The organism is Acidovorax sp. (assembly GCF_046294525.1).
GTDB lineage: Bacteria > Pseudomonadota > Gammaproteobacteria > Burkholderiales > Burkholderiaceae_C > Acidovorax.
The window spans coordinates 72,072-91,826 of record NZ_JBKBKQ010000014.1; the positions used below are offsets into that span (position 1 = coordinate 72,072).

16 protein-coding genes and 5 tRNA genes are annotated in these 19,755 nt (G+C 63.5%); 17 read left to right on the forward strand and 4 right to left on the reverse strand.

Annotated features, from left to right (window positions below; all coding sequences use genetic code 11):
• The first annotated feature begins 44 nt into the window (after positions 1 to 44).
• The 3 genes from ACK4HJ_RS14120 (at position 45) to ACK4HJ_RS14130 (ending at position 2,182) form a co-directional block, all read left to right on the forward strand.
• Positions 45 to 494: a YybH family protein gene (locus ACK4HJ_RS14120; RefSeq protein WP_409832644.1), complete on the forward strand. Its 450-nt coding sequence runs from the start codon at positions 45 to 47 to the stop codon at positions 492 to 494.
• Between the two features lie 103 nt (positions 495 to 597).
• Positions 598 to 1,638 carry a YheT family hydrolase gene (locus ACK4HJ_RS14125; protein WP_409832646.1) on the forward strand — a complete coding sequence of 347 codons (1,041 nt, stop codon included), beginning with the start codon at positions 598 to 600 and terminating at the stop codon, positions 1,636 to 1,638.
• Positions 1,631 to 2,182 carry a DUF2946 family protein gene (locus ACK4HJ_RS14130; RefSeq protein WP_409832648.1) on the forward strand — a complete coding sequence of 184 codons (552 nt, stop codon included), beginning with the start codon at positions 1,631 to 1,633 and terminating at the stop codon, positions 2,180 to 2,182. Before ACK4HJ_RS14125 ends, ACK4HJ_RS14130 begins: the two co-directional genes overlap by 8 nt.
• 74 nt (positions 2,183 to 2,256) lie before the next feature.
• On the opposite strand, the gene ACK4HJ_RS14135 is transcribed toward ACK4HJ_RS14130, so the two are convergent.
• From ACK4HJ_RS14135 to ACK4HJ_RS14150, 4 genes are all read right to left on the reverse strand, one after another.
• Positions 2,257 to 3,141, reverse strand: a complete 885-nt coding sequence (locus ACK4HJ_RS14135) for a c-type cytochrome (protein ID WP_409832650.1) — start codon at positions 3,139 to 3,141, stop codon at positions 2,257 to 2,259.
• Positions 3,142 to 3,251: 110 nt separating this feature from the next.
• A complete protein-coding gene (locus ACK4HJ_RS14140; protein ID WP_409832653.1) occupies positions 3,252 to 4,667 on the reverse strand; it encodes an efflux transporter outer membrane subunit in 1,416 nt (471 codons plus the stop codon).
• On the reverse strand, positions 4,660 to 7,815 hold the full coding sequence (locus ACK4HJ_RS14145; protein ID WP_409832656.1) for an efflux RND transporter permease subunit: 3,156 nt from the start codon (positions 7,813 to 7,815) through the stop codon (positions 4,660 to 4,662). Before ACK4HJ_RS14145 ends, ACK4HJ_RS14140 begins: the two co-directional genes overlap by 8 nt.
• A 12-nt stretch (positions 7,816 to 7,827) precedes the next feature.
• Positions 7,828 to 9,117, reverse strand: coding sequence for an efflux RND transporter periplasmic adaptor subunit (locus ACK4HJ_RS14150; RefSeq protein ID WP_409832658.1), 1,290 nt, complete (start codon positions 9,115 to 9,117; stop codon positions 7,828 to 7,830).
• Between the two features lie 195 nt (positions 9,118 to 9,312).
• On the opposite strand from ACK4HJ_RS14150, the gene ACK4HJ_RS14155 reads away from it, so the two are divergent.
• From ACK4HJ_RS14155 to rpoB, 14 genes are all read left to right on the forward strand, one after another.
• A complete protein-coding gene (locus ACK4HJ_RS14155) occupies positions 9,313 to 9,966 on the forward strand; it encodes a TetR family transcriptional regulator (protein ID WP_409832659.1) in 654 nt (217 codons plus the stop codon).
• A gap of 48 nt (positions 9,967 to 10,014) precedes the next feature.
• Positions 10,015 to 10,090: transfer RNA gene (locus ACK4HJ_RS14160), tRNA-Arg, on the forward strand.
• 60 nt (positions 10,091 to 10,150) lie between these two features.
• Positions 10,151 to 10,236, forward strand: a tRNA-Tyr gene (locus tag ACK4HJ_RS14165).
• A 74-nt stretch (positions 10,237 to 10,310) separates the two neighbouring features.
• Positions 10,311 to 10,384, forward strand: a tRNA-Gly gene (locus tag ACK4HJ_RS14170).
• A gap of 61 nt (positions 10,385 to 10,445) precedes the next feature.
• A tRNA-Thr gene (locus ACK4HJ_RS14175) sits at positions 10,446 to 10,520 on the forward strand.
• Between the two features lie 74 nt (positions 10,521 to 10,594).
• Positions 10,595 to 11,785, forward strand: coding sequence for an elongation factor Tu (gene tuf / locus ACK4HJ_RS14180; protein ID WP_409832528.1), 1,191 nt, complete (start codon positions 10,595 to 10,597; stop codon positions 11,783 to 11,785).
• Positions 11,786 to 11,800: 15 nt separating this feature from the next.
• Positions 11,801 to 11,876 (forward strand) — tRNA-Trp (locus ACK4HJ_RS14185).
• 91 nt (positions 11,877 to 11,967) lie between these two features.
• Positions 11,968 to 12,351 (forward strand): preprotein translocase subunit SecE, encoded by a 384-nt coding sequence (gene secE, locus ACK4HJ_RS14190; RefSeq protein ID WP_409832662.1) that lies wholly within the window; start codon positions 11,968 to 11,970, stop codon positions 12,349 to 12,351.
• Positions 12,351 to 12,947 (forward strand): transcription termination/antitermination protein NusG, encoded by a 597-nt coding sequence (gene nusG, locus ACK4HJ_RS14195; protein ID WP_409832665.1) that lies wholly within the window; start codon positions 12,351 to 12,353, stop codon positions 12,945 to 12,947. Before secE ends, nusG begins: the two co-directional genes overlap by 1 nt.
• A 126-nt stretch (positions 12,948 to 13,073) precedes the next feature.
• Complete coding sequence (gene rplK / locus ACK4HJ_RS14200; protein ID WP_142149034.1) at positions 13,074 to 13,505, forward strand: 50S ribosomal protein L11; 432 nt, start codon at positions 13,074 to 13,076, stop codon at positions 13,503 to 13,505.
• Between the two features lie 2 nt (positions 13,506 to 13,507).
• Positions 13,508 to 14,203, forward strand: a complete 696-nt coding sequence (gene rplA, locus ACK4HJ_RS14205) for a 50S ribosomal protein L1 (protein ID WP_409832669.1) — start codon at positions 13,508 to 13,510, stop codon at positions 14,201 to 14,203.
• A gap of 237 nt (positions 14,204 to 14,440) precedes the next feature.
• Entirely contained in the window at positions 14,441 to 14,947 is a 507-nt protein-coding gene (rplJ, locus tag ACK4HJ_RS14210; RefSeq protein WP_409832672.1) for a 50S ribosomal protein L10, read from the forward strand.
• 48 nt (positions 14,948 to 14,995) lie between these two features.
• On the forward strand, positions 14,996 to 15,373 hold the full coding sequence (rplL, locus tag ACK4HJ_RS14215) for a 50S ribosomal protein L7/L12 (RefSeq protein WP_015012234.1): 378 nt from the start codon (positions 14,996 to 14,998) through the stop codon (positions 15,371 to 15,373).
• 266 nt (positions 15,374 to 15,639) lie between these two features.
• Positions 15,640 to 19,752, forward strand: a complete 4,113-nt coding sequence (rpoB, locus tag ACK4HJ_RS14220) for a DNA-directed RNA polymerase subunit beta (protein ID WP_409832675.1) — start codon at positions 15,640 to 15,642, stop codon at positions 19,750 to 19,752.
• The last annotated feature ends 3 nt before the right edge of the window (positions 19,753 to 19,755 follow it).

Sequence of the window (19,755 nt, forward strand, 5' to 3'; positions counted from 1 at the left end):
AGTTTGCCTGCTTCCTCCTTTTTTCTTCCGAACCCCGCTTCACCATGCCCCGTTCCACGTCCCAAGCAGCCACGCTGGGCGGATCTTCTGACGAGACCGAATCCGCCTTTTACGAAGCCCTGCAGCGCGGCGACATCGAGTTGCTGATGTCGTGCTGGGCGGAAGATGACGACATCGTCTGCGTGCACCCCGGCGGGCCCCGGCTGCTGGGGCCGGGGGCCATCCGCGCCGCCTTCGAGGGCATGTTTGCCAACGGCACCGTGCGCGCGCGTCCCGTGCAGGTGCACCGCGTGGTGGCACTCACCGCCGCCGTGCACAGCGTGGCCGAGCAGGTGGAGGTGATGCTGCCGGACGGCCTGCACCAGGCCGTGGTGCTGGCGACCAACGTCTATCACAAGACCCCCGAAGGCTGGCGCATGGTGGCCCACCACGCCAGCCCCGGCACCGAGCCCGACGCCCAGGTCGTGCAGGCCCAGCGGCCGGTACTGCACTGATGTGCGATCTTCGAAGGCACGCCGTGTACGCCATGGATTCCCCACACGTTCAGTTTTTTAGCGTTTTTGCCACCCAGCGCTTGCTGGATAAGCGCTGAAAGCTATGAAATACGTAGCGCCTCGGTGGCTCCCTGGCGGGCAGTTGCAGACCATCTGGCCGGCCCTCGCGTCGCGCAGGGTGTTTGGCGCGCGGCCTGTGTACCGCCGCGAGCGCTGGGACACGCCTGACGGTGACTTTGTGGACGTCGATTTCCTGGACGACGGCGCGCAGCCGTCTGCCCGCGCCGAACCGCTGACACAGGCCGCGCGCCCCCTGTTGGTGGTGTTCCATGGCCTCGAAGGTTCATCACGCAGCCATTACTGCGAAGCCTTTGCCGACCTGGCGCGCGAGCAGGGCTGGGCCTGCGCCTTGCCCCATTTCCGCGGCTGCAGCGGCGAGATCAACCGCGCGCCGCGCGCCTACCATTCCGGCGACTACGCCGAAATCGGCTGGATGCTGCAGCGCCTGCGCGCCGCACACACCGGCCCGCTGATGGCGGTGGGCGTGTCGCTGGGGGGCAACGCCCTGCTGCGCTGGGCGGCCGAAGTAGGCTCTGACGCTGCGCGCAGCGCAGATGCTGTGGCCGCAGTCTGCTCCCCCATCGACCTGGCTGCGGGCGGGCATGCCATCGGTCGGGGGTTCAACCGGCAGATCTACACACGCATGTTCATGCGCACCCTGGTGCCCAAGGCGCTGGCCAAACTGGCGCAGCACCCCGGGTTGTTCGACCGCGATGCGCTGCTGTCCGCGCGCGACCTGTACGCGTTTGACAACGTCTTCACCGCACCGCTGCACGGCTACCGCAACACCGAGGACTATTGGCAGCGCGCCTCCGCCAAGCCGCTGCTGCGCAATATCCGCATCCCGGCGCTGGTGGTGAATGCCCGCAACGACCCGTTCGTGCCCGCCAGCAGCCTGCCCGGCGTGCATGAGGTGGGGCCCTGCGTCACCCTGTGGCAGCCCGCGCACGGCGGGCACGTGGGTTTTGCGCAGGGCCGGTTGCCCGGGCATGTGCGTGCCATGCCCGACGCGGTGGGCGCCTGGCTCGCGGCGCAGACTGACACCGCAGGCATGCCCGCGCCCGCACAATCGCGCCATGGATGACATCGTCAAACAGGCCATCGCCAAGTGGCCCCGCGTGCCGGCCGTCCACGGCTGGTTGGGCCTGGACATGCGGGGGCGCTGGTATCTGCGCGACGACGCCACGCAGGCCCAGGGGCCGTTTCCCCGGGCGCGGGGCTCGCTGCTGGAGCACGAGAAGCTGCTCGAATTCATCGCCCGCAACTACGAGGCCGACGCGCAAGGACGGTGGTTCTTCCAGAACGGCCCCCAGCGCGTGTTCGTCGAGCTGGAACTCACCCCCTGGATCTGGCGCGTGCAGCCGGATTTTTCGGTGATATCGCACACCGGGCTCGGCGCCACGGTGGAAGACTGTCTGCTGGACGAAGCGGGTCGCGTGTACCTGTCCACTCCCGTGGGGCTGGGCCTGGTCCACACGCAGGATGTGCCCCTTGCGGCCGAAGCCATCGACGCAGGACAGTGGGTGCCCGAGGACGTGCAAGCCGCCGACCTGCCCGCGCGCTACGGCTTTGTGGTCAGCCCCCACGCGGACGTGCTGGCCAGCAACTCGGCAACTGGCCGCCCATAAAAAAACCGGCAGCTTAATTGCGTGCCGGTTTTTTAACGCGCGCCCCTGCGGGCGGCGCTCATTACGCCTATTGCTTACTTGACGCTGGCCGTCATGTATTCCACTGCGGCGCGCAGGTCGGCATCCGAGGCCTGTGCGGCACCGCCGCGGGGCGGCATGGCGCCCTTGCCCTTGATCACGCTGGCGTGCAGGGCATCCAGCCCGGCAGGCAGCCGGGCCGACCAAGCGGCCTTGTCGCCCAGCTTGGGAGCGCCTGCCACGCCTGCGGCGTGACACACCTGGCAGGCCTGCTTGTACAGGGCTTCGCCGTTCGCCGCCGCTGCAGCCACGGGGGCTGCAGCCGTCGCCGCGGCCGGTGCGGTTTCTGCGGCAGGCGCTGGAGCAGCCGGCGCGGCCGCGGTGGTTGCAGCTTCGGCTGCCGCCGCAGGGGCGGCAGCGTCTGCCGTGGCGCCTGCAGCTGCGGCGGGGGCCGCAGGCTCGGCAAACTTGCCCCCGGCGGAATTGGCCAGGTAGGCCACGGCGCGGGCAATTTCGGTGTCGCTGAAGTCACCACCACCTTGGGGGGCCATCGCGCCCTTGCCCTTGAGTGCGGAAGTCACCAGGGCCTCAAAGCCGTTCTTCAGGCGCGCGGCCCAGGCATCGGCGTCGGCAAACTTGGGTGCCCCCGCCGCACCGGTGGCGTGGCAGGCGGCGCACTGCGCCTTGTAGACGGTTTCGCCATTGGCCAGGGGGCGGTTGGCGTCGCGGATTTCCACCATGCCGACCTTCTGGATACGCTCTGCAATTGCCTTTTCAGGGTTGGTGGAGCCAGGAGCGGACTTGTCTGCCGACGTGACATACAGGACCAGGCCAATGATGGCGAAGATCGGAACTACAAACGAGGCGAGTACCGCGACCAGCAGCTGTTTGGGGTTCTTGATCGGTCCGGTATGGGCTTCTTCGTGGTGGTTGTCGCTCATGTCGTCCTCAGTTTGTATCGGGGGGCTTTGATGATGAAATCAACCCTCAATTATATGTGCGGGCCCAGCACGCCCCAGGCGGGCGCACTGCGGGCCCGGCGCCCCGCAATTCAGGAGGACGGCCCGCTGGCTGGCACCGCGTCTGCCGGCACGCCCCCGCCCAGCGCCCGGTACAGCGCCACCTGGTTCTGCAGCTGCGCCAGCCGCACCTGCACCACGGCCTGCTGGGTGGCAAAGAGGGAGCGCTGCGCGTCCAGCAGGTCCAGGTAGCTGGCGACGCCGTTGCGGTAGCGCAGATCTGCCAGCTGCAGGCGAGCAGCCTCGGCCTCGGCCTGCAGTTGCTGGGCCTGCGCCTGCTCCTGCAGTGTGGCCTGGCCCGCCAGGGCGTCCGACACTTCGCGGAAGGCGGTCTGGATGGCCTTTTCGTACTGGGCCACGGCAATGGACCGGCCCGCTTGGGCGCTGTCCAGGTTGGCTTGGTTGCGACCCGCATCAAAGATCGGCAGCAGCAGCGACGGAGCGATGGTGAAGCCCCAAGAGCCACTCTTGAACAGGCCGGAGAGCTCGCCGCTGGCCGTGCCGGCCTGGGCGGTGAGCGCAATGCGCGGGAAGAACGCGGCGCGTGCCGCGCCGATGTTGGCGTTAGCGCCGATCAGCTGCTGCTCTGCCTGGCGGATGTCGGGGCGCCGGGTGAGCAGCTCGGAGGGCAGGCCCGCGGGCAGCGTCGCCATGGCCGGAGCGTCTGCCAGCCTGCTGCCAGCCAGGCTAGCGCGCACGCCGTCGGGCAGGGGCTGGCCGAGCAGCAGGGCCAAGGCGTTTTCATCCAGTGCGCGTTGGCGCTGTTGCTGCGCCAGCGTGGCGCGGGCCGCCTGCGTCAGCGATTGGGCCTGGCGATAGTCCAGCTCAGAAGCCACGCCCGAATCCAGGCGCAGCTTGGTCAGGCGCACGGATTCCTCGCGCGACGCCAGGGTCTGGCGTGACAGCTCCAGCAGCTCTTCGTCGGCGAGCAGGTTCAGCCAGCCATTGGCCACAGACGCGACCAGGCTTACCTGGGCGGCGTTGCGGCCTTCTTCGGTGGCCAGGTACTGCGCCAGCGCCTGCTCCTTGAGGCTGGCAATGCGGCCGAAGAAGTCGATCTCCCACGCCGAGACGGCCAGCCCCACGCTGAAGGAGTTGGTCAGGTCGCCCGTGCCCGCCGCCGGTGCGCGGCTGGCGTTGGCGGAAAGGCCCACGCCAGGGTACAGGTCTGCACGCCGCACCTGGAACGTGGCGCGCGCCTGCTCGATGTTGAGCACAGCGATGCGCAAGTCGCGGTTGTTGGCGAGCGCGATCTCGATCAGCTGGCGCAGCCGGGGCTCGGCAAAGTAGTCCTGCCACGCGGCGGGTGCGGTGGATTCCTGCGCGGCGCCGGTGGCGTAGGTATAGGGCACTGGCGCGGCAGGGCGCTCGTAGGTGGGGATGAACGAGCAGCCTGCCAGCAGCGCGCCGGCCGCCAGGGCCACAAGGGTGCTGCGGTGATTAGTCATGGATTCCAACTCCTGCTTCTTCGGCATGGCGCCGGTTCATTTCCTGCTGGCGGGCGCTGCCCTTGAACAGGGAGCGCACCACCACAAAGAACACGGGCACAAAGAACACGGCCAGCGCGGTTCCGGTGACCATGCCGCCCAGCACGCCGGTGCCGATGGCCCGCTGGCTGGCTGAGCCCGCTCCCGAAGCAATGGCCAGCGGCACCACCCCCAGGCCGAAGGCCATGGAAGTCATGATGATGGGGCGAAAGCGCAGGTGCGCTGCCTCCAGCGCCGACTGCACCACGCTGCGGCCCTGGGCCTGCAAGTCCTTGGCGAACTCGATGATCAGAATCGCGTTTTTGGCCGACAGGCCGATGATCGTGATCAGCCCCACCTGGAAGTACACGTCGTTGGCATAGCCGCGCAGCAGCGTGGCCAGCAGCACGCCCAGCACACCCAAGGGCACCACCAGGATCACCGCGAGCGGAATCGACCAGCTTTCATACAGCGCGGCAAGGCACAAAAACACTGCCAGGATGGCGAAGCTGTAGAGGATGAGCGACTGGGCGCCCGCGAGCTTTTCTTCGCGCGACTGGCCTGTCCATTCGTAGCCGAAACCCGCGGGCAGCTGGGCGGCCAGCTTCTCCATCTCGGCCATGGCGGCCCCCGTGCTCTGCCCCGGCGCAGGCGCGCCCGAGATGCGGATGGCGGGGTAGCCGTTGTAGCGCACCGTCTGCTGCGCGCCATTCACCCAGCGGGTGGTGGCGAAAGCGGACAGGGGCACGGGCTTGCCCTGGCTGTTGCTGGCGTTGATTTTGAGCAAGTCGTCTGGCTGCATGCGGGCGGGCGCATCAGCTTGCACCACCACGCGCTGCAGACGGCCCTGATTGGGAAAGTCGTTCACGTAGGTGGAGCCCAGTGCGGTGGACAGCGCGGAGTTGATCGCGTCGAACGGTACGCCCAAGGCGTTCGCTTTGTCCCGGTCGATGTCGATCTGCAACTGGGGCGCATCTTCCAAGCCGTCCGGGCGCACCTGGGCCAGCACCTTGCTCTGAGAGGCCATGCCCAGCAGCTGGTTGCGCGCGTTGATCAGGGCCTCGTGGCCTGCGCCGCTGCGGTCCTGCAGGCGGAAGGTGAAGCCGCTGGCGTTGCCCAGTTCAGGGATGGGCGGCGGGCTCAGCGGGAAGATGAAGGCATCGCGGATGCCCATCAGCCCGCCAAAGGCCCGGTTCGCCACGTCCTGCGCGGACTGGCCGGGGCCGTGGCGCTCACTCCAGTCTTTCAAGGTCACGAACGCGAGCGCTGCGTTCTGGCCCTGGCCCGAGAAGCTGAAGCCCAGCACGCCGACCATGCTCTGCACTTCGGGCTGCTTGAGGATGAAGTCTTCCACTTGCTGCATCACAGCCAGCGTGCGCTCCTGCGTTGCACCTGGCGGCAGCTGCACGTTCACGATGATGTTGCCTTGGTCTTCGCCGGGCAGGAACGAGGTGGGCAGTCGCATGTAGACCACCACCACCGCGCCGATGATGGCGGCGTAGATGATCAGGTAGCGTGCCGCACGCTTGAGCATGCGCGCCACCACGCCTTCGTAGCCCTTGGCCGTGCGCGTGAAACCGCGGTTGAACCAGCCAAAGAAGCCGGACTTTTCATGGTGGTGGCCCGCCGCGACCGGTTTGAGCAGCGTGGCGCACAGCGCAGGCGTGAGCGACAGCGCCATGAAGGCCGAGAAGCCGATGGAGGCCACCATCACCGCCGAAAACTGGCGGTAGATGTTGCCGGTGGAGCCCGCGAAGAACGCTAGGGGCACGAACACCGAGATCAGCACCACCGTCACGCCGATGATGGCGCCCGAGATCTGGCGCATGGCCTTGCGCGTGGCCTCCAGCGGGGGCAAGCCTTCCTCGCTCATGATGCGCTCGACGTTCTCCACCACAACGATGGCGTCGTCCACCACGATGCCGATGACCAGGACCATGCCGAACATTGTCAGCACGTTGATCGAGAACCCGAGCGCCAGCAGCGTGGCGAACGTGCCCAGCAGGGCGATGGGCACCACGATGGTGGGGATGATGGTGTAGCGCCAGTTCTGCAGGAACAGGAACATCACCAGGAACACCAGGGCCACTGCCTCCAGCAGCGTGATGGCCACTTGCGTGATGGAGATCTGCACGAAGCGTGAGCTGTCATAGGGGATGCTCCAGCTCGTCGCTTCGGGGAAATAACGCGACAGCTCGTCCATCTTGGCGCGCACGGCCTTCGCGGCCTCCAGCGCATTGCCGCTGGGCGACAACTGCACACCAATGCCCACCGCAGGCTTGCCGTTCAGGCGGGCCGAGGTGGCATAAGCCTGCCCGCCCAATTCCACACGCGCCACGTCCTTGATGCGCACCGTGGAGCCGTCCGTGTTTGCGCGCAGCACCACGTTGCCGAACTGCTCCACGCTGGAGAGTTGCCCGTTGACCACCACGGTCGCGGCAATGCCTTGCCCCGCCACATTGGGCAGGTCCCCGATGGTGCCACTGGCCACCTGCGCGTTCTGGGCGCGGATGGCGGCGGTGATCTCGGCGGACGAAAGGTTGAAGCTGACCATCTTCGCCGGATCAATCCAGATGCGCATGGCGCGTTCGGTGCCGAACAGCTGCGCCTGGCCGATGCCGGGAACACGCTGCAGCTCGGGCACGATGTTGCGCGATGCGTAGTCGCCCAGGGCGACCGTGTCCATCTTCGGGTTCTCCGAAGAGAGCATCGTGAACAGCAGGAAGTTGGAGCGCGACTTGTCCACGCGCACCCCTTGCTGGGTCACGGCTGAGGGCAGGCGGGGCGAGGCGCGCGACAGCCGGTTCTGCACGTCCACCTGGGCCAGTTCGGCGTTCGTGCCGGGCTGAAAGCTCAGCGTGATGCTGCCGGAGCCATCCGCTTGCGCCACCGACTCCATATAGATAAGGCCCGGTGAGCCATTCATCTCACGTTCGATGACGGACAGCACACTGTCCTCCAGCGTCTGCGCGGAAGCGCCGGGGTACGCTGCGTTGATGACGATGGCGGGCGGCGCCACCGGCGGGTATTGCGCGATGGGCAGCTGCGTGATTGCCACGCCGCCCATCACCATGATGAACAGGGCGATGACCCACGCAAAGATGGGTCGATCAATGAAAAATTTGGCCATCTGTGGTGCCCCTTATGGCTTGGACGCCGCGGCTGCGGGAGCTGTGGCGGCGGGGGCTTCGGCGGCCGGCGCAGCTGCTGCGCTTGGCGTGCCGGGGGCTTGCCAGGGAACTGGCTTCACCGGAGTGCCGGGGGGCAGCATCTGCAATTTCTGGAAGCCGTCCACCATCACCTTTTCTCCGGCCTTCAGTCCGTCCAGCACCACCCATCGGTTGTTCTGCGCGGCGCTGATCTTCACGGACCGCTGCGAGACCTTGCCGTCCTCGCCCACCACGCTCACGGTGTCGCCCTGCTGGGTGCGGGTCACAGCCTGCTGCGGCAGCGTGATGGCATTGCTCGCCTGCACCTGCTCGATGCGCACGCGCAGGTACAGGCCGGGGAGGAGTTCGCCCTTGGGATTGGGCACTTCGGCGCGCAGCGTCACCTGGCCCGTGGTGGAGTCCACCGAGAGGTCGGTGAACAGCAGCTTGCCTGGCAGGCCGTATTCAGATCCGTCGCCGAGGACCAGCCTGACGCTGGCTGCATCGCCGCTGGGGGCGCGCTTGAACTGGCCGCTTTCCATGGCACGCCGCAACTGGAACACGTCCGTGGCCGACTGGGTGAAGTTCACATACACCGGATCAATCTGCTGTACCACTGCCAGCGGCGTGGCTTCGCCCTGGCCGACCAGAGCGCCTTCGGTGACCAGCGCGCGGCCTATGCGCCCGGAAATGGGGGATGTCACGCTGGCATAGCCCAGGTTGATATCGGCCGTGCGCAGGGCGGCCTTGGCGGCTGCCACGTCGGCTTGCGCCTGCTTCTCTGCGGCTTCGGCATTGACGAAATCCTGCTTGCTGATCGCGTTGGCGCTCACGAGGGGGCGGTAGCGCTCCACCAGCGCGCTGGCTTGCGCCAGATTGGCCTGGGCTTTGGCGAGACTTGCGCGGGCACTTTCGGACGCGGCTGCGTAGGGCGCGGAATCGATGCGGAACAGAGCTTGTCCGGCCTTGACGTCACTCCCTTCCTTGAACAGGCGCTGTTGCAGGATGCCTGCGGCCCGTGCGCGCACCTGCGCCACTCGGGAGGCTTCCACACGCCCAGGAAGTTCAGTGACCAGCCCTACGTCGCCGGGTGTAGCTGTGACGACACCCACCTCCACAGGGGGCATTTGCGGGCCTCCACCCCCAGCGCCTGCCGGGGCGTCGGTTTTGCCACAGGCTGTCAGGAGCATGGCGGCTGTGACGAGGGTTGCCAGGGCGAGCGTTCGCGACGCGGTCGCAGCATGAATGGGCGGAACGGCGGAGGTTTCACGCAGTTGGGGCATGAGAGTCCTTTTGATGGGCATCAAGGAATGGGGTTGTAGGGGATGGGCGAAGGGCAAAAACAGCCTCTGGCCAGAGCCCGACTGGGGAAGCGGGTAATTATACATACAAGCATGAATGTATAATTATGAGATCGCCGTTCTGCATATGTTTTGGATGGTGGGCATTTCCGGCGTTTGAGGATGGAGGCACACGACATGGCGCGCAAGACAAAAGAAGATGCAATTGCCACACGCAACGGACTGATTGACGCGGCAGAAAAGGTGTTTTTGGAAAAAGGGGTGTCGCGGGCTTCGCTGAGCGATATTGCCCAGGCTGCAGGTGCTACCCGCGGTGCCATCTACTGGCACTTCAAGGACAAGGTGGATCTGTTCAACGCCATGATGGAACGTGCCTGCCTGCCGCTTGAGCAGGGGGCCAGTGCATTTGAGTCCAGCACCTGTCCTGATCCAGTGCAGCGCCTGCGGGCCGTGATGGCGCTGGTGTTGCAGATGGTGTCGTCGGATGAGCGCACACGGCGGGTTTTTGAGATTGCGCTTTACCGCGTGGAATATGTGACCGAGCTTGCTGGTGTTCGGGAGCGGCACATTGCGGCCTCGGACGCCTTCACTCGCCAGTTGGCGCGCGACTTCGAGGTGGCGGCGCAGAAGCAGGGCATTGCATTGCCGATGACTCCTATGGAGGCAGCGATGGGTCTGCATGCCTTGTTCGATGGGTTGATGCAGAACTGGATATTGAACGACGGCGGTTTCGATCTGCCGCGGGTGGGGCGCGTGAGCACGGATGCCTACCTTTCAGGCCTCGGGCTCGCTTTGCCCGCCGAGTCGATTGAGTTGCGCACGCTCCGCTGATCGTTTGGGCGGGCGTGCGATAATGCGCAGCTGTGCCGAAGCACGTGTGCGGCTGTAGCTCAGTGGATAGAGTATTGGCCTCCGAAGCCAAGGGTCGTGGGTTCGATCCCCGCCAGCCGCGCCACGTTGAATCAAGCAACTTTTCTTGCCCTGGCAAAAACGGTGCTATAATTCGAAATTCTCCGGAGGGGTGCCCGAGTGGCTAAAGGGGGCAGACTGTAAATCTGTTGGCTTACGCCTACACTGGTTCGAATCCAGTCCCCTCCACCAGAAAAGCAGTGTCGAGAGCTGGTGTTCAGTGCTTGCAGCGATGTGGGGCTGAATTCGCAAAGGTTGTTGCCGATGCGGGAGTAGTTCAATGGTAGAACCCTAGCCTTCCAAGCTAATGACGCGGGTTCGATTCCCGTCTCCCGCTCCATTGCTTGTGTGTGCTGGTTGTTGAGTTAGAGTTTTTGGTGTTGCGCAAGTGGCATCAAGCTGCCCATGTGGCTCAGTGGTAGAGCACTCCCTTGGTAAGGGAGAGGTCGCGGGTCCGATTCCCGCCATGGGCACCATTTTTAGGTGCGTCCGTTTCTGGTTGCGCCGAAATCCTGTTGAATTGGTATAGATTTTTTTCGGAGTCGGAAAAATGGCAAAAGGAAAGTTCGAGCGCACCAAGCCTCACGTCAACGTGGGCACCATCGGCCACGTGGACCATGGCAAGACGACGCTGACGGCGGCCATCGCCACCGTGCTGTCCGCCAAGTTCGGCGGCGAAGCCAAGGCATACGACCAGATCGACGCAGCCCCTGAAGAAAAGGCCCGCGGTATCACGATCAACACCGCTCACGTGGAATACGAAACGGCCAACCGCCACTACGCCCACGTGGACTGCCCCGGCCACGCCGACTACGTGAAGAACATGATCACCGGCGCTGCCCAGATGGACGGCGCTATCCTGGTGTGCTCGGCCGCTGACGGCCCCATGCCCCAGACCCGCGAGCACATCCTGCTGGCCCGCCAAGTGGGCGTGCCTTACATCATCGTGTTCCTGAACAAGTGCGACATGGTGGACGACGAAGAACTGCTCGAACTCGTCGAAATGGAAGTGCGCGAACTCCTGGACAAGTACGACTTCCCAGGCGACGACACCCCCATCGTGCGCGGCTCTGCCAAGCTCGCCCTGGAAGGCGACAAGGGCAAGCTGGGTGAAGAAGCCATCATGAAGCTGGCCGAAGCCCTGGACACCTACATCCCCACGCCTGAGCGCGCTGTGGACGGTGCCTTCCTGATGCCCGTGGAAGACGTGTTCTCCATCTCCGGCCGCGGCACCGTGGTGACCGGTCGCGTGGAACGCGGCATCATCAAGGTCGGCGAAGAAATCGAAATCGTGGGTATCCGCGACACGCAAAAGACCACCTGCACCGGCGTGGAAATGTTCCGCAAGCTGCTGGACCAGGGCCAGGCTGGCGACAACGTCGGCCTGCTGCTGCGCGGCACCAAGCGCGAAGATGTGGAGCGCGGCCAGGTGCTGTGCAAGCCCGGCTCGATCAAGCCCCACACCCACTTCACGGCTGAGGTGTATGTGCTGAGCAAGGACGAAGGCGGCCGCCACACTCCTTTCTTCAACAACTACCGTCCCCAGTTCTACTTCCGCACGACCGACGTGACGGGCGCCATCGAGCTGCCCGCCGACAAGGAAATGGTCATGCCTGGTGATAACGTGTCGATCACTGTGAAGCTGATCAACCCCATCGCCATGGAAGAAGGTCTGCGCTTCGCTATCCGCGAAGGCGGCCGTACGGTGGGCGCTGGCGTCGTGGCCAAGATCATTGCTTAACCAAGCAAGGTATACAGGGGTATAGCTCAATTGGCAGAGCGTCGGTCTCCAAAACCGAAGGTTGTAGGTTCGATTCCTACTGCCCCTGCCACTTGAAAGTGGCCTCCCAAAAGCCCGCCAGAATCTGGCGGGCTTCGGTGTCTTGTGCGACGCCGTGAATTGCAAGCAGGAACTACTCAAAAATGGCCACCTCACAGGTCGAAACAGTCAATACAGGCGCGGACAAGGCGAAGCTCGCTGCGGTGGCGGCTTTGGTTATTGCGTCGGTCGCAGGTTTTTATCTGCTGGCGAAGCAGGGCGTTTATGTGCAATGGGCTGTGCTCGTTGTGGGACTGCTGGCGGCTGCGGGTGTTTTCCTTGTGTCGGAATCGGGTCGTCAGTTCGTGGCCTTCGCCAAGGATGCCTGGCGTGAAGTCAAGAAGGTCGTCTGGCCCACGCGCAAGGAAACGCTGCAGATGACGGCCTACGTTTTCGCCTTTGTGGTGGTCATGGCGCTGTTCCTGTGGCTCACAGATAAAACGCTGGAATGGGTTCTGTACGACCTGATTCTGGGTTGGAGAAAATGATGACAACCACTGCAGACATCACCGGAGCCGAGGCTCCTGCAGGCGCTTCTGCTTCGGCCAACCCCGATCTGCGCTGGTACATCGTCCACGCCTACTCGGGCATGGAAAAAGCGGTGGAGCGCAATATCCAGGAGCGCATCGGCCGCGCTGGGATGCAGGACAAGTTTGGCCGCATTCTGGTGCCGACCGAAGAGGTGGTCGAAATGAAGAACGGCCAGCGCAAGACCACAGAGCGCCGCCTGTTTCCTGGCTACGTCTTCGTGGAAATGGTCATGGACGATGACACCTGGCACTTGGTGAAGCACACCAACAAGGTGACGGGCTTTGTGGGTGGTGCGAAGAACCGCCCGGCCCCCATCTCGGAAGACGAGGTGCAGAAGATCGTCAGCCAGATGCAGGAAGGCACGGACAAGCCGCGCCACAAGATTGAATTCATGGTGGGCGAGCTGGTCCGCGTGAAGGAAGGTCCTTTCACCGACTTCAATGGCTCGGTGGAAGAGGTGAACTACGAGAAGAGCCGTGTACGGGTGTCCGTGATGATCTTCGGCCGTTCCACCCCGGTGGAGCTCGAATTCGGACAGGTCGAGAAGACCTGACACCTGCCCCTGTTGTTTTTGGATGCCGCACCTTTCGGCTCGGTGCGGATGAAAGTGTTGTGAGTCGTTAACCCCGGGGAGCTGCGGCCGTCAGGCCAAGGCGTCATCACCCGCAAGGAGTAAAGCATGGCGAAGAAAATCGTCGGTTTTATCAAGCTGCAAGTTCCAGCTGGTAAGGCCAATCCATCCCCACCCATCGGTCCCGCACTGGGCCAGCGTGGTCTCAACATCATGGAGTTCTGCAAGGCATTCAATGCGCAGACTCAAGGTGTCGAGCCCGGTCTGCCACTGCCCGTGGTCATCACGGCATTTGCAGACAAGAGCTTCACCTTCATCATCAAGACGCCGCCTGCGACGACTCTGATCAAGAAGGCCATCAAGCTCGAAAAGGGTTCTTCCAACGCTCTGAAGACCAAGGTCGGCAAGATCACGCGCGAACAGCTTGAAGAAATCGCCAAGACCAAGCTGAAGGACATGAACGCTGCCAATGTTGACGCCGCCGTGCGTACGCTGGCTGGCTCTGCCCGTTCCATGGGCGTGACGGTGGAGGGTCTCTGATCATGGCAAAGCTGACGAAGAAGCAAAAGGCGCTGCAAGGCAAGGTTGACAGCACCAAGCTGTACGCTTTCGCCGAGGCCGTGGCCATCGTGAAGGAAGCTGCCACCGCCAAGTTCGATGAATCCATCGACGTGGCCGTGCAATTGGGCATTGATGCCAAGAAGTCCGACCAAGTGGTGCGTGGCGCCGTGGTGCTGCCTAACGGCACCGGCAAGACGACCCGCGTGGCCGTGTTCGCACAAGGTGCCAAGGCGGAAGAAGCCAAGGCTGCTGGCGCTGACGTGGTGGGCATGGACGACCTGGCCGCTCAGGTCAAGGCCGGTGACATGCCTTTCGACGTGGTGATCGCTGCCCCTGACGCGATGCGCGTTGTGGGTACGCTGGGTCAGATCCTGGGCCCGCGCGGCCTGATGCCCAACCCCAAGGTGGGCACTGTGACGCCTGACGTTGCTACGGCTGTGAAGAACGCCAAAGCAGGTCAAGTGCAGTTCCGCGTGGACAAGGCCGGTATCGTGCACAGCACGATCGGTCGCCGTTCGTTCGACAACGAAAAGCTGCAAGGCAACCTGGCTGCGCTGATCGAAGCCTTGAACAAGGCCAAGCCCGCAACCAGCAAGGGCCTGTACCTGCGCAAGGTGGCTGTGTCTTCCACGATGGGTCTGGGTGTCCGCGTGGACACGCAATCCATCTCGGCGTAATTGCAAGAAATCTTCAGCGCGGCCGTATGGCAGCGCTGATGTGGTGGGCCGCTGCTGTTTGGTCAGTGGCGGGCCATCCAAGACCGTTGGTGCGCGAGCCGGTCGCGCATAAACCCGGGCTGGGTGCCAACGCAGATGGCGATCCCGCTGCAGATGGAAATTTTCCTAAAACAGTTGGTCGCTGCAACAAGAGCGCGCACGAGGCGCCTGCCGAGTGCGCATTTTAAGGAGTAGACCTTGAGTCTTAATCGCAGTGAGAAAGAAGCGGTCATCAATGAAGTGACCAGCCTCGCCGCTAAAGCTCAAACGCTTGTGATCGCGGAATACCGCGGCATCACGGTCGCCGACATGACCAAACTGCGCGTTGACGCCCGCAGCAAGGGCGTGAGCCTGAGTGTTCTGAAGAACACCCTGGCCCGCCGTGCTGTGGCTGGCAGCCAGTTTGACGTGGTGGCCGATCAGATGACCGGTCCTCTGATCTATGGCTTCTCCGAAGACGCTGTGGCCGCCGCCAAGGTGGTGGCCGATTTCGCGAAGACCAACGACAAGCTGGTGATTCGCGGCGGTGCCTTCGCAGGGAAAGCCCTGGACGTGAACGGCGTGAAGCAACTGGCCAACATTCCTACCAAGGAAGTTCTGCTGGCTCAGCTGTGTGGCTTGCTGATGTCGCCAATGTCCCGTACCGCCGTGGTGCTGGGTGCTCTGGCGGCCAAAAAAGGCGAAGGCGAAGCCGCTGCTGCTTGAACACCAAGCGCCGGCAATAACCTGTTAACCAATTGTTAGGAAATCAAAATGGCATTCGATAAAGACGCATTCTTGACCGCGCTGGACAGCATGACGGTCCTGGAACTCAATGACCTGGTGAAGGCCATTGAAGAGAAGTTTGGCGTGAGCGCTGCAGCCATGGCTGCTCCTGCTGCCGCTGGTGGCGGCGGTGGCGCTGCTGCTGCTGAAGAAAAGACGGAATTCAACGTGGTGCTGACCGACGCTGGCGCCAACAAGGTGTCCGTCATCAAGGCGGTGCGCGAAATCACCGGCCTGGGCCTCAAGGAAGCCAAGGACCTGGTGGACGGCGCTCCCAAGAACGTCAAGGAAGGCATTGCAAAGGCCGACGCCGAAGCAGCCGTCAAGAAGCTGGTGGAAGCTGGCGCCAAGGCCGAACTCAAGTAATTCGGCTTTGCGCAAGGGCTGGAGGCTCCCAAAGGGCCTCCAGCCTTTGGCGCTTTCAGAGCACACCCGAAAACCCGCGCTGCCTGCGCCTGTTTTCGAGTGTCTTCTGTCAAACCCGACAGCAGAAGATGCCTTGGTTCGGGTGATGTGCAACGCATCACCGTCCGCCATGGTTGGTAGTGGCCAACCGCCAAGCCCGCAAGGATGACGCTCCTTGTGGGGCAGTCGTCGAAGACCCAGGACTCATGTCTTTGCCCGGAGATCTCATGGCCTATTCCTATACCGAACGCAAGCGAATCCGCAAAAGTTTCGGCACCCGCGACAGCGTGCTCGAAGTCCCTTATCTGCTGCAGATGCAGAAGGACGCGTACACCGCTTTCCTGCAGGCAGATAAAGCACCCCAGAAAAGAACCATCGAAGGCCTTCAGGCTGCATTCGACGCTGCTTTCCCCATCGTCTCCCACAACGGTTTTGTGGAGATGAAGTTCATTGAATACAACCTGGCCAAGCCCGCTTTCGACGTGCGCGAGTGCCAGACCCGTGGCCTGACCTTCGCCTCGGCCGTGCGCGCCAAGGTGCAGCTGATCATCTACGACCGCGAGTCTTCCACGTCGCAGTCCAAGGTAGTCAAGGAAGTGAAGGAGCAAGAGGTCTACATGGGCGAAGTGCCCCTGATGACCGACAAGGGCTCCTTCATCATCAACGGCACCGAGCGCGTGATCGTGTCTCAGCTGCACCGCTCGCCTGGCGTGTTCTTCGAGCACGACAAGGGCAAGACCCACAGCTCGGGCAAGTTGCTGTTCTCCGCGCGCATCATTCCCTACCGCGGGTCGTGGCTGGACTTCGAATTCGATCCGAAGGACATCCTGTACTTCCGCGTGGACCGTCGCCGCAAGATGCCGGTCACGATCCTTCTCAAAGCCATCGGCCTGAATCCAGAATCCATCCTGGCGAACTTCTTCGTCAACGACAACTTCCGCCTGATGGACAGCGGCGCGCAGATGGAGTTCGTGCCCGACCGCCTGAAGGGCGAAGTGGCGCGCTTTGACATCACCGACAAGAGCGGCAAGGTCGTCGTTGCCAAGGACAAGCGCATCACGGCCCGCCACACGCGCGAGCTGGAGCAGTCCGGCACCACGCACATCAGCGTGCCCGAAGACTTCCTGATCGGTCGCGTGGTCGCCCGCAACATTGTGGACGCGGACACCGGTGAAATCATTGCCAAGGCCAACGAAGAGCTGACCGAAGCGCTGCTCAAGAAGCTGCGTTCTGCTGGCGTGCAAGACCTGCAGGTCATCTACACCAACGAACTCGACCAAGGCGCCTACATCTCGCAGACCCTGCGCATCGATGAAACCGTGGACGAGTTCGCTGCCCGCGTGGCCATCTACCGCATGATGCGTCCCGGCGAGCCGCCAACGGAAGACGCCGTGCAGGCGCTGTTCCAACGCCTGTTCTACAACCCCGACACGTACGACCTGTCGCGCGTGGGCCGCATGAAGTTCAACGCCAAGATCGGCCGCGACGAATCTACCGGTCCCATGGTCCTGTCCAACGAAGACATCCTGGCCGTGGTCAAGATCCTTGTGGACCTGCGCAACGGCAACGGTGAAGTGGACGACATCGATCACCTGGGCAACCGCCGCGTGCGTTGCGTGGGCGAACTGGCCGAAAACCAGTACCGCACGGGCCTGGCGCGTATCGAAAAGGCGGTCAAGGAGCGTCTGGGTCAGGCCGAGCAAGAGCCGCTGATGCCCCACGACCTGATCAACAGCAAGCCGATCTCGGCCGCCCTGAAGGAATTCTTCGGCGCATCGCAGCTGTCGCAGTTCATGGACCAGACCAACCCCCTGGCCGAAATCACGCACAAGCGCCGTGTGTCCGCACTGGGCCCGGGCGGTCTGACCCGCGAACGTGCCGGCTTCGAAGTGCGTGACGTGCACGTGACCCACTACGGCCGCGTCTGCCCTATCGAAACGCCTGAAGGTCCGAACATCGGTCTGATCAATTCGCTGGCACTGTACGCCCGCCTGAACGAGTACGGCTTCATCGAGACGCCTTACCGTCGTGTGGTGGATGGCAAGGTCACGAACGAGATCGACTACCTGTCGGCCATTGAAGAAGGCAAGTACGTGATTGCCCAGGCCAATGCGGTGCTGGACAAGGACGGCCGCCTGACCGGCGAACTGGTGTCGGCCCGCGAAAAGGGTGAATCCATTCTGTGCGGCGCTGACCGCGTGCAGTACATGGACGTGTCGCCCGCGCAGATCGTGTCCGTGGCAGCCTCCCTGGTTCCGTTCCTGGAGCATGACGACGCGAACCGCGCGCTGATGGGCGCCAACATGTCGCGCCAGGCCGTGCCAGTGCTGCGTCCCGAGAAGCCCCTGGTGGGCACGGGCATTGAGCGCGTGGCCGCTGTCGACTCCGGCACCGTGGTCACCGCTACCCGCGGTGGTGTGGTGGACTACGTCGACGCGACCCGCATTGTGGTGCGCGTGAACGACGCCGAAGCGGTGGCCGGCGAAGTGGGTGTGGACATCTACAACCTCATCAAGTACCAGCGTTCCAACCAGAACACCAACATCCACCAGCGCCCCATCGTCAAAAAGGGCGACATGCTGGTCAAGGGTGACGTGATCGCCGACGGCGCATCGACGGACTTCGGCGAAATCGCCATCGGCCAGAACATGCTGATCGCCTTCATGCCCTGGAACGGCTACAACTTCGAAGACTCGATCCTGATCTCCGAGCGCGTGGTGGCCGAAGACCGCTACACCTCGATCCACATCGAGGAACTGGTGGTGATGGCCCGCGACACCAAGCTGGGCGCCGAAGAAATCACGCGCGACATTCCGAACCTGTCGGAACAGCAACTGAACCGCCTGGACGAGTCCGGCATCATCTACGTGGGTGCCGAAGTGCAGCCTGGCGATACGCTGGTCGGCAAGGTCACTCCCAAGGGTGAAACCACGCTCACGCCTGAAGAGAAGCTGCTGCGCGCCATCTTCGGCGAGAAGGCCTCGGACGTGAAGGACACCTCGCTGCGCGTGGACCAAGGCTCGTCGGGCACCGTGATCGACGTGCAGGTGTTCACCCGCGAAGGCATCCAGCGCGACAAGCGCGCCCAGCAGATCATCGACGATGAACTCAAGCGCTTCCGCCTGGACCTGAACGACCAGCTGCGCATCGTCGAGGCCGACGCGTTCGACCGTATCGAAAAGCTGCTGACAGGCCGCGTGGCCAACGGTGGCCCGCAGAAGCTGGCCAAGGGCACGAAGATCGACAAGGCCTACCTGGCCTCCGTCGAGAAGTTCCACTGGTTCGACATCCGCCCCGCGGAAGACGAAGTCGCCACCCAGCTCGAATCCATCAAGAACGCGCTGGAACAGACCCGCCACAGCTTCGACCTCGCCTTTGAAGAAAAGCGCAAGAAGCTCACGCAAGGCGACGAGCTGCCTGCGGGCGTGCTCAAGATGGTCAAGGTGTACCTGGCCGTCAAGCGCCGCCTGCAGCCTGGTGACAAGATGGCCGGCCGCCACGGTAACAAGGGTGTGGTGTCCAAGATCGTTCCGGTCGAAGACATGCCTTACATGGCCGACGGCACGCCTGCCGACATCGTTCTGAACCCGCTGGGCGTGCCCTCGCGGATGAACATCGGTCAGGTGCTGGAAGTCCACCTGGGCTGGGCTGGCAAGGGTATTGGTCAGCGCATCGGCGACATGCTGCGCGAGCAGGCCAAGGCTGCCGAAGTGCGCAAGTTCCTTGAAGAGGTCTACAACTCCCGTGGCCGCACCGAGGACCTGTCGCAACTGAGTGATGACGACCTGCTGGCCATGGCGCAGAACCTGTCCAACGGTGTGCCCTATGCCACCCCGGTGTTCGATGGTGCTTCGGAAGAAGAAATCAAGGACATGCTGAAGCTGGCCTACCCCGACGACATCAAGGACCGCAAGGGCCTGACCGAGTCGCGCACGCAGGCTTACCTGTACGACGGCCGCACGGGCGAACGCTTCGAGCGTCCCACGACCATCGGCTACATGCACTACCTCAAGCTGCACCATCTGGTGGACGACAAGATGCACGCCCGCTCGACGGGTCCGTACTCGCTGGTTACCCAGCAACCTCTGGGCGGCAAGGCCCAGTTCGGTGGCCAGCGTTTCGGGGAAATGGAAGTGTGGGCGCTGGAAGCTTACGGCGCCGCCTACGTGCTGCAGGAAATGCTGACTGTGAAGTCCGACGACGTGGTGGGCCGTACCAAGGTGTACGAGTCCATCGTCAAGGGCGAACACGCCATCGAAGCCGGCATGCCGGAATCGTTCAATGTGCTGGTCAAGGAAATCCGTTCCCTGGGCCTGGACATCGAACTCGAACGCTCCTGAACA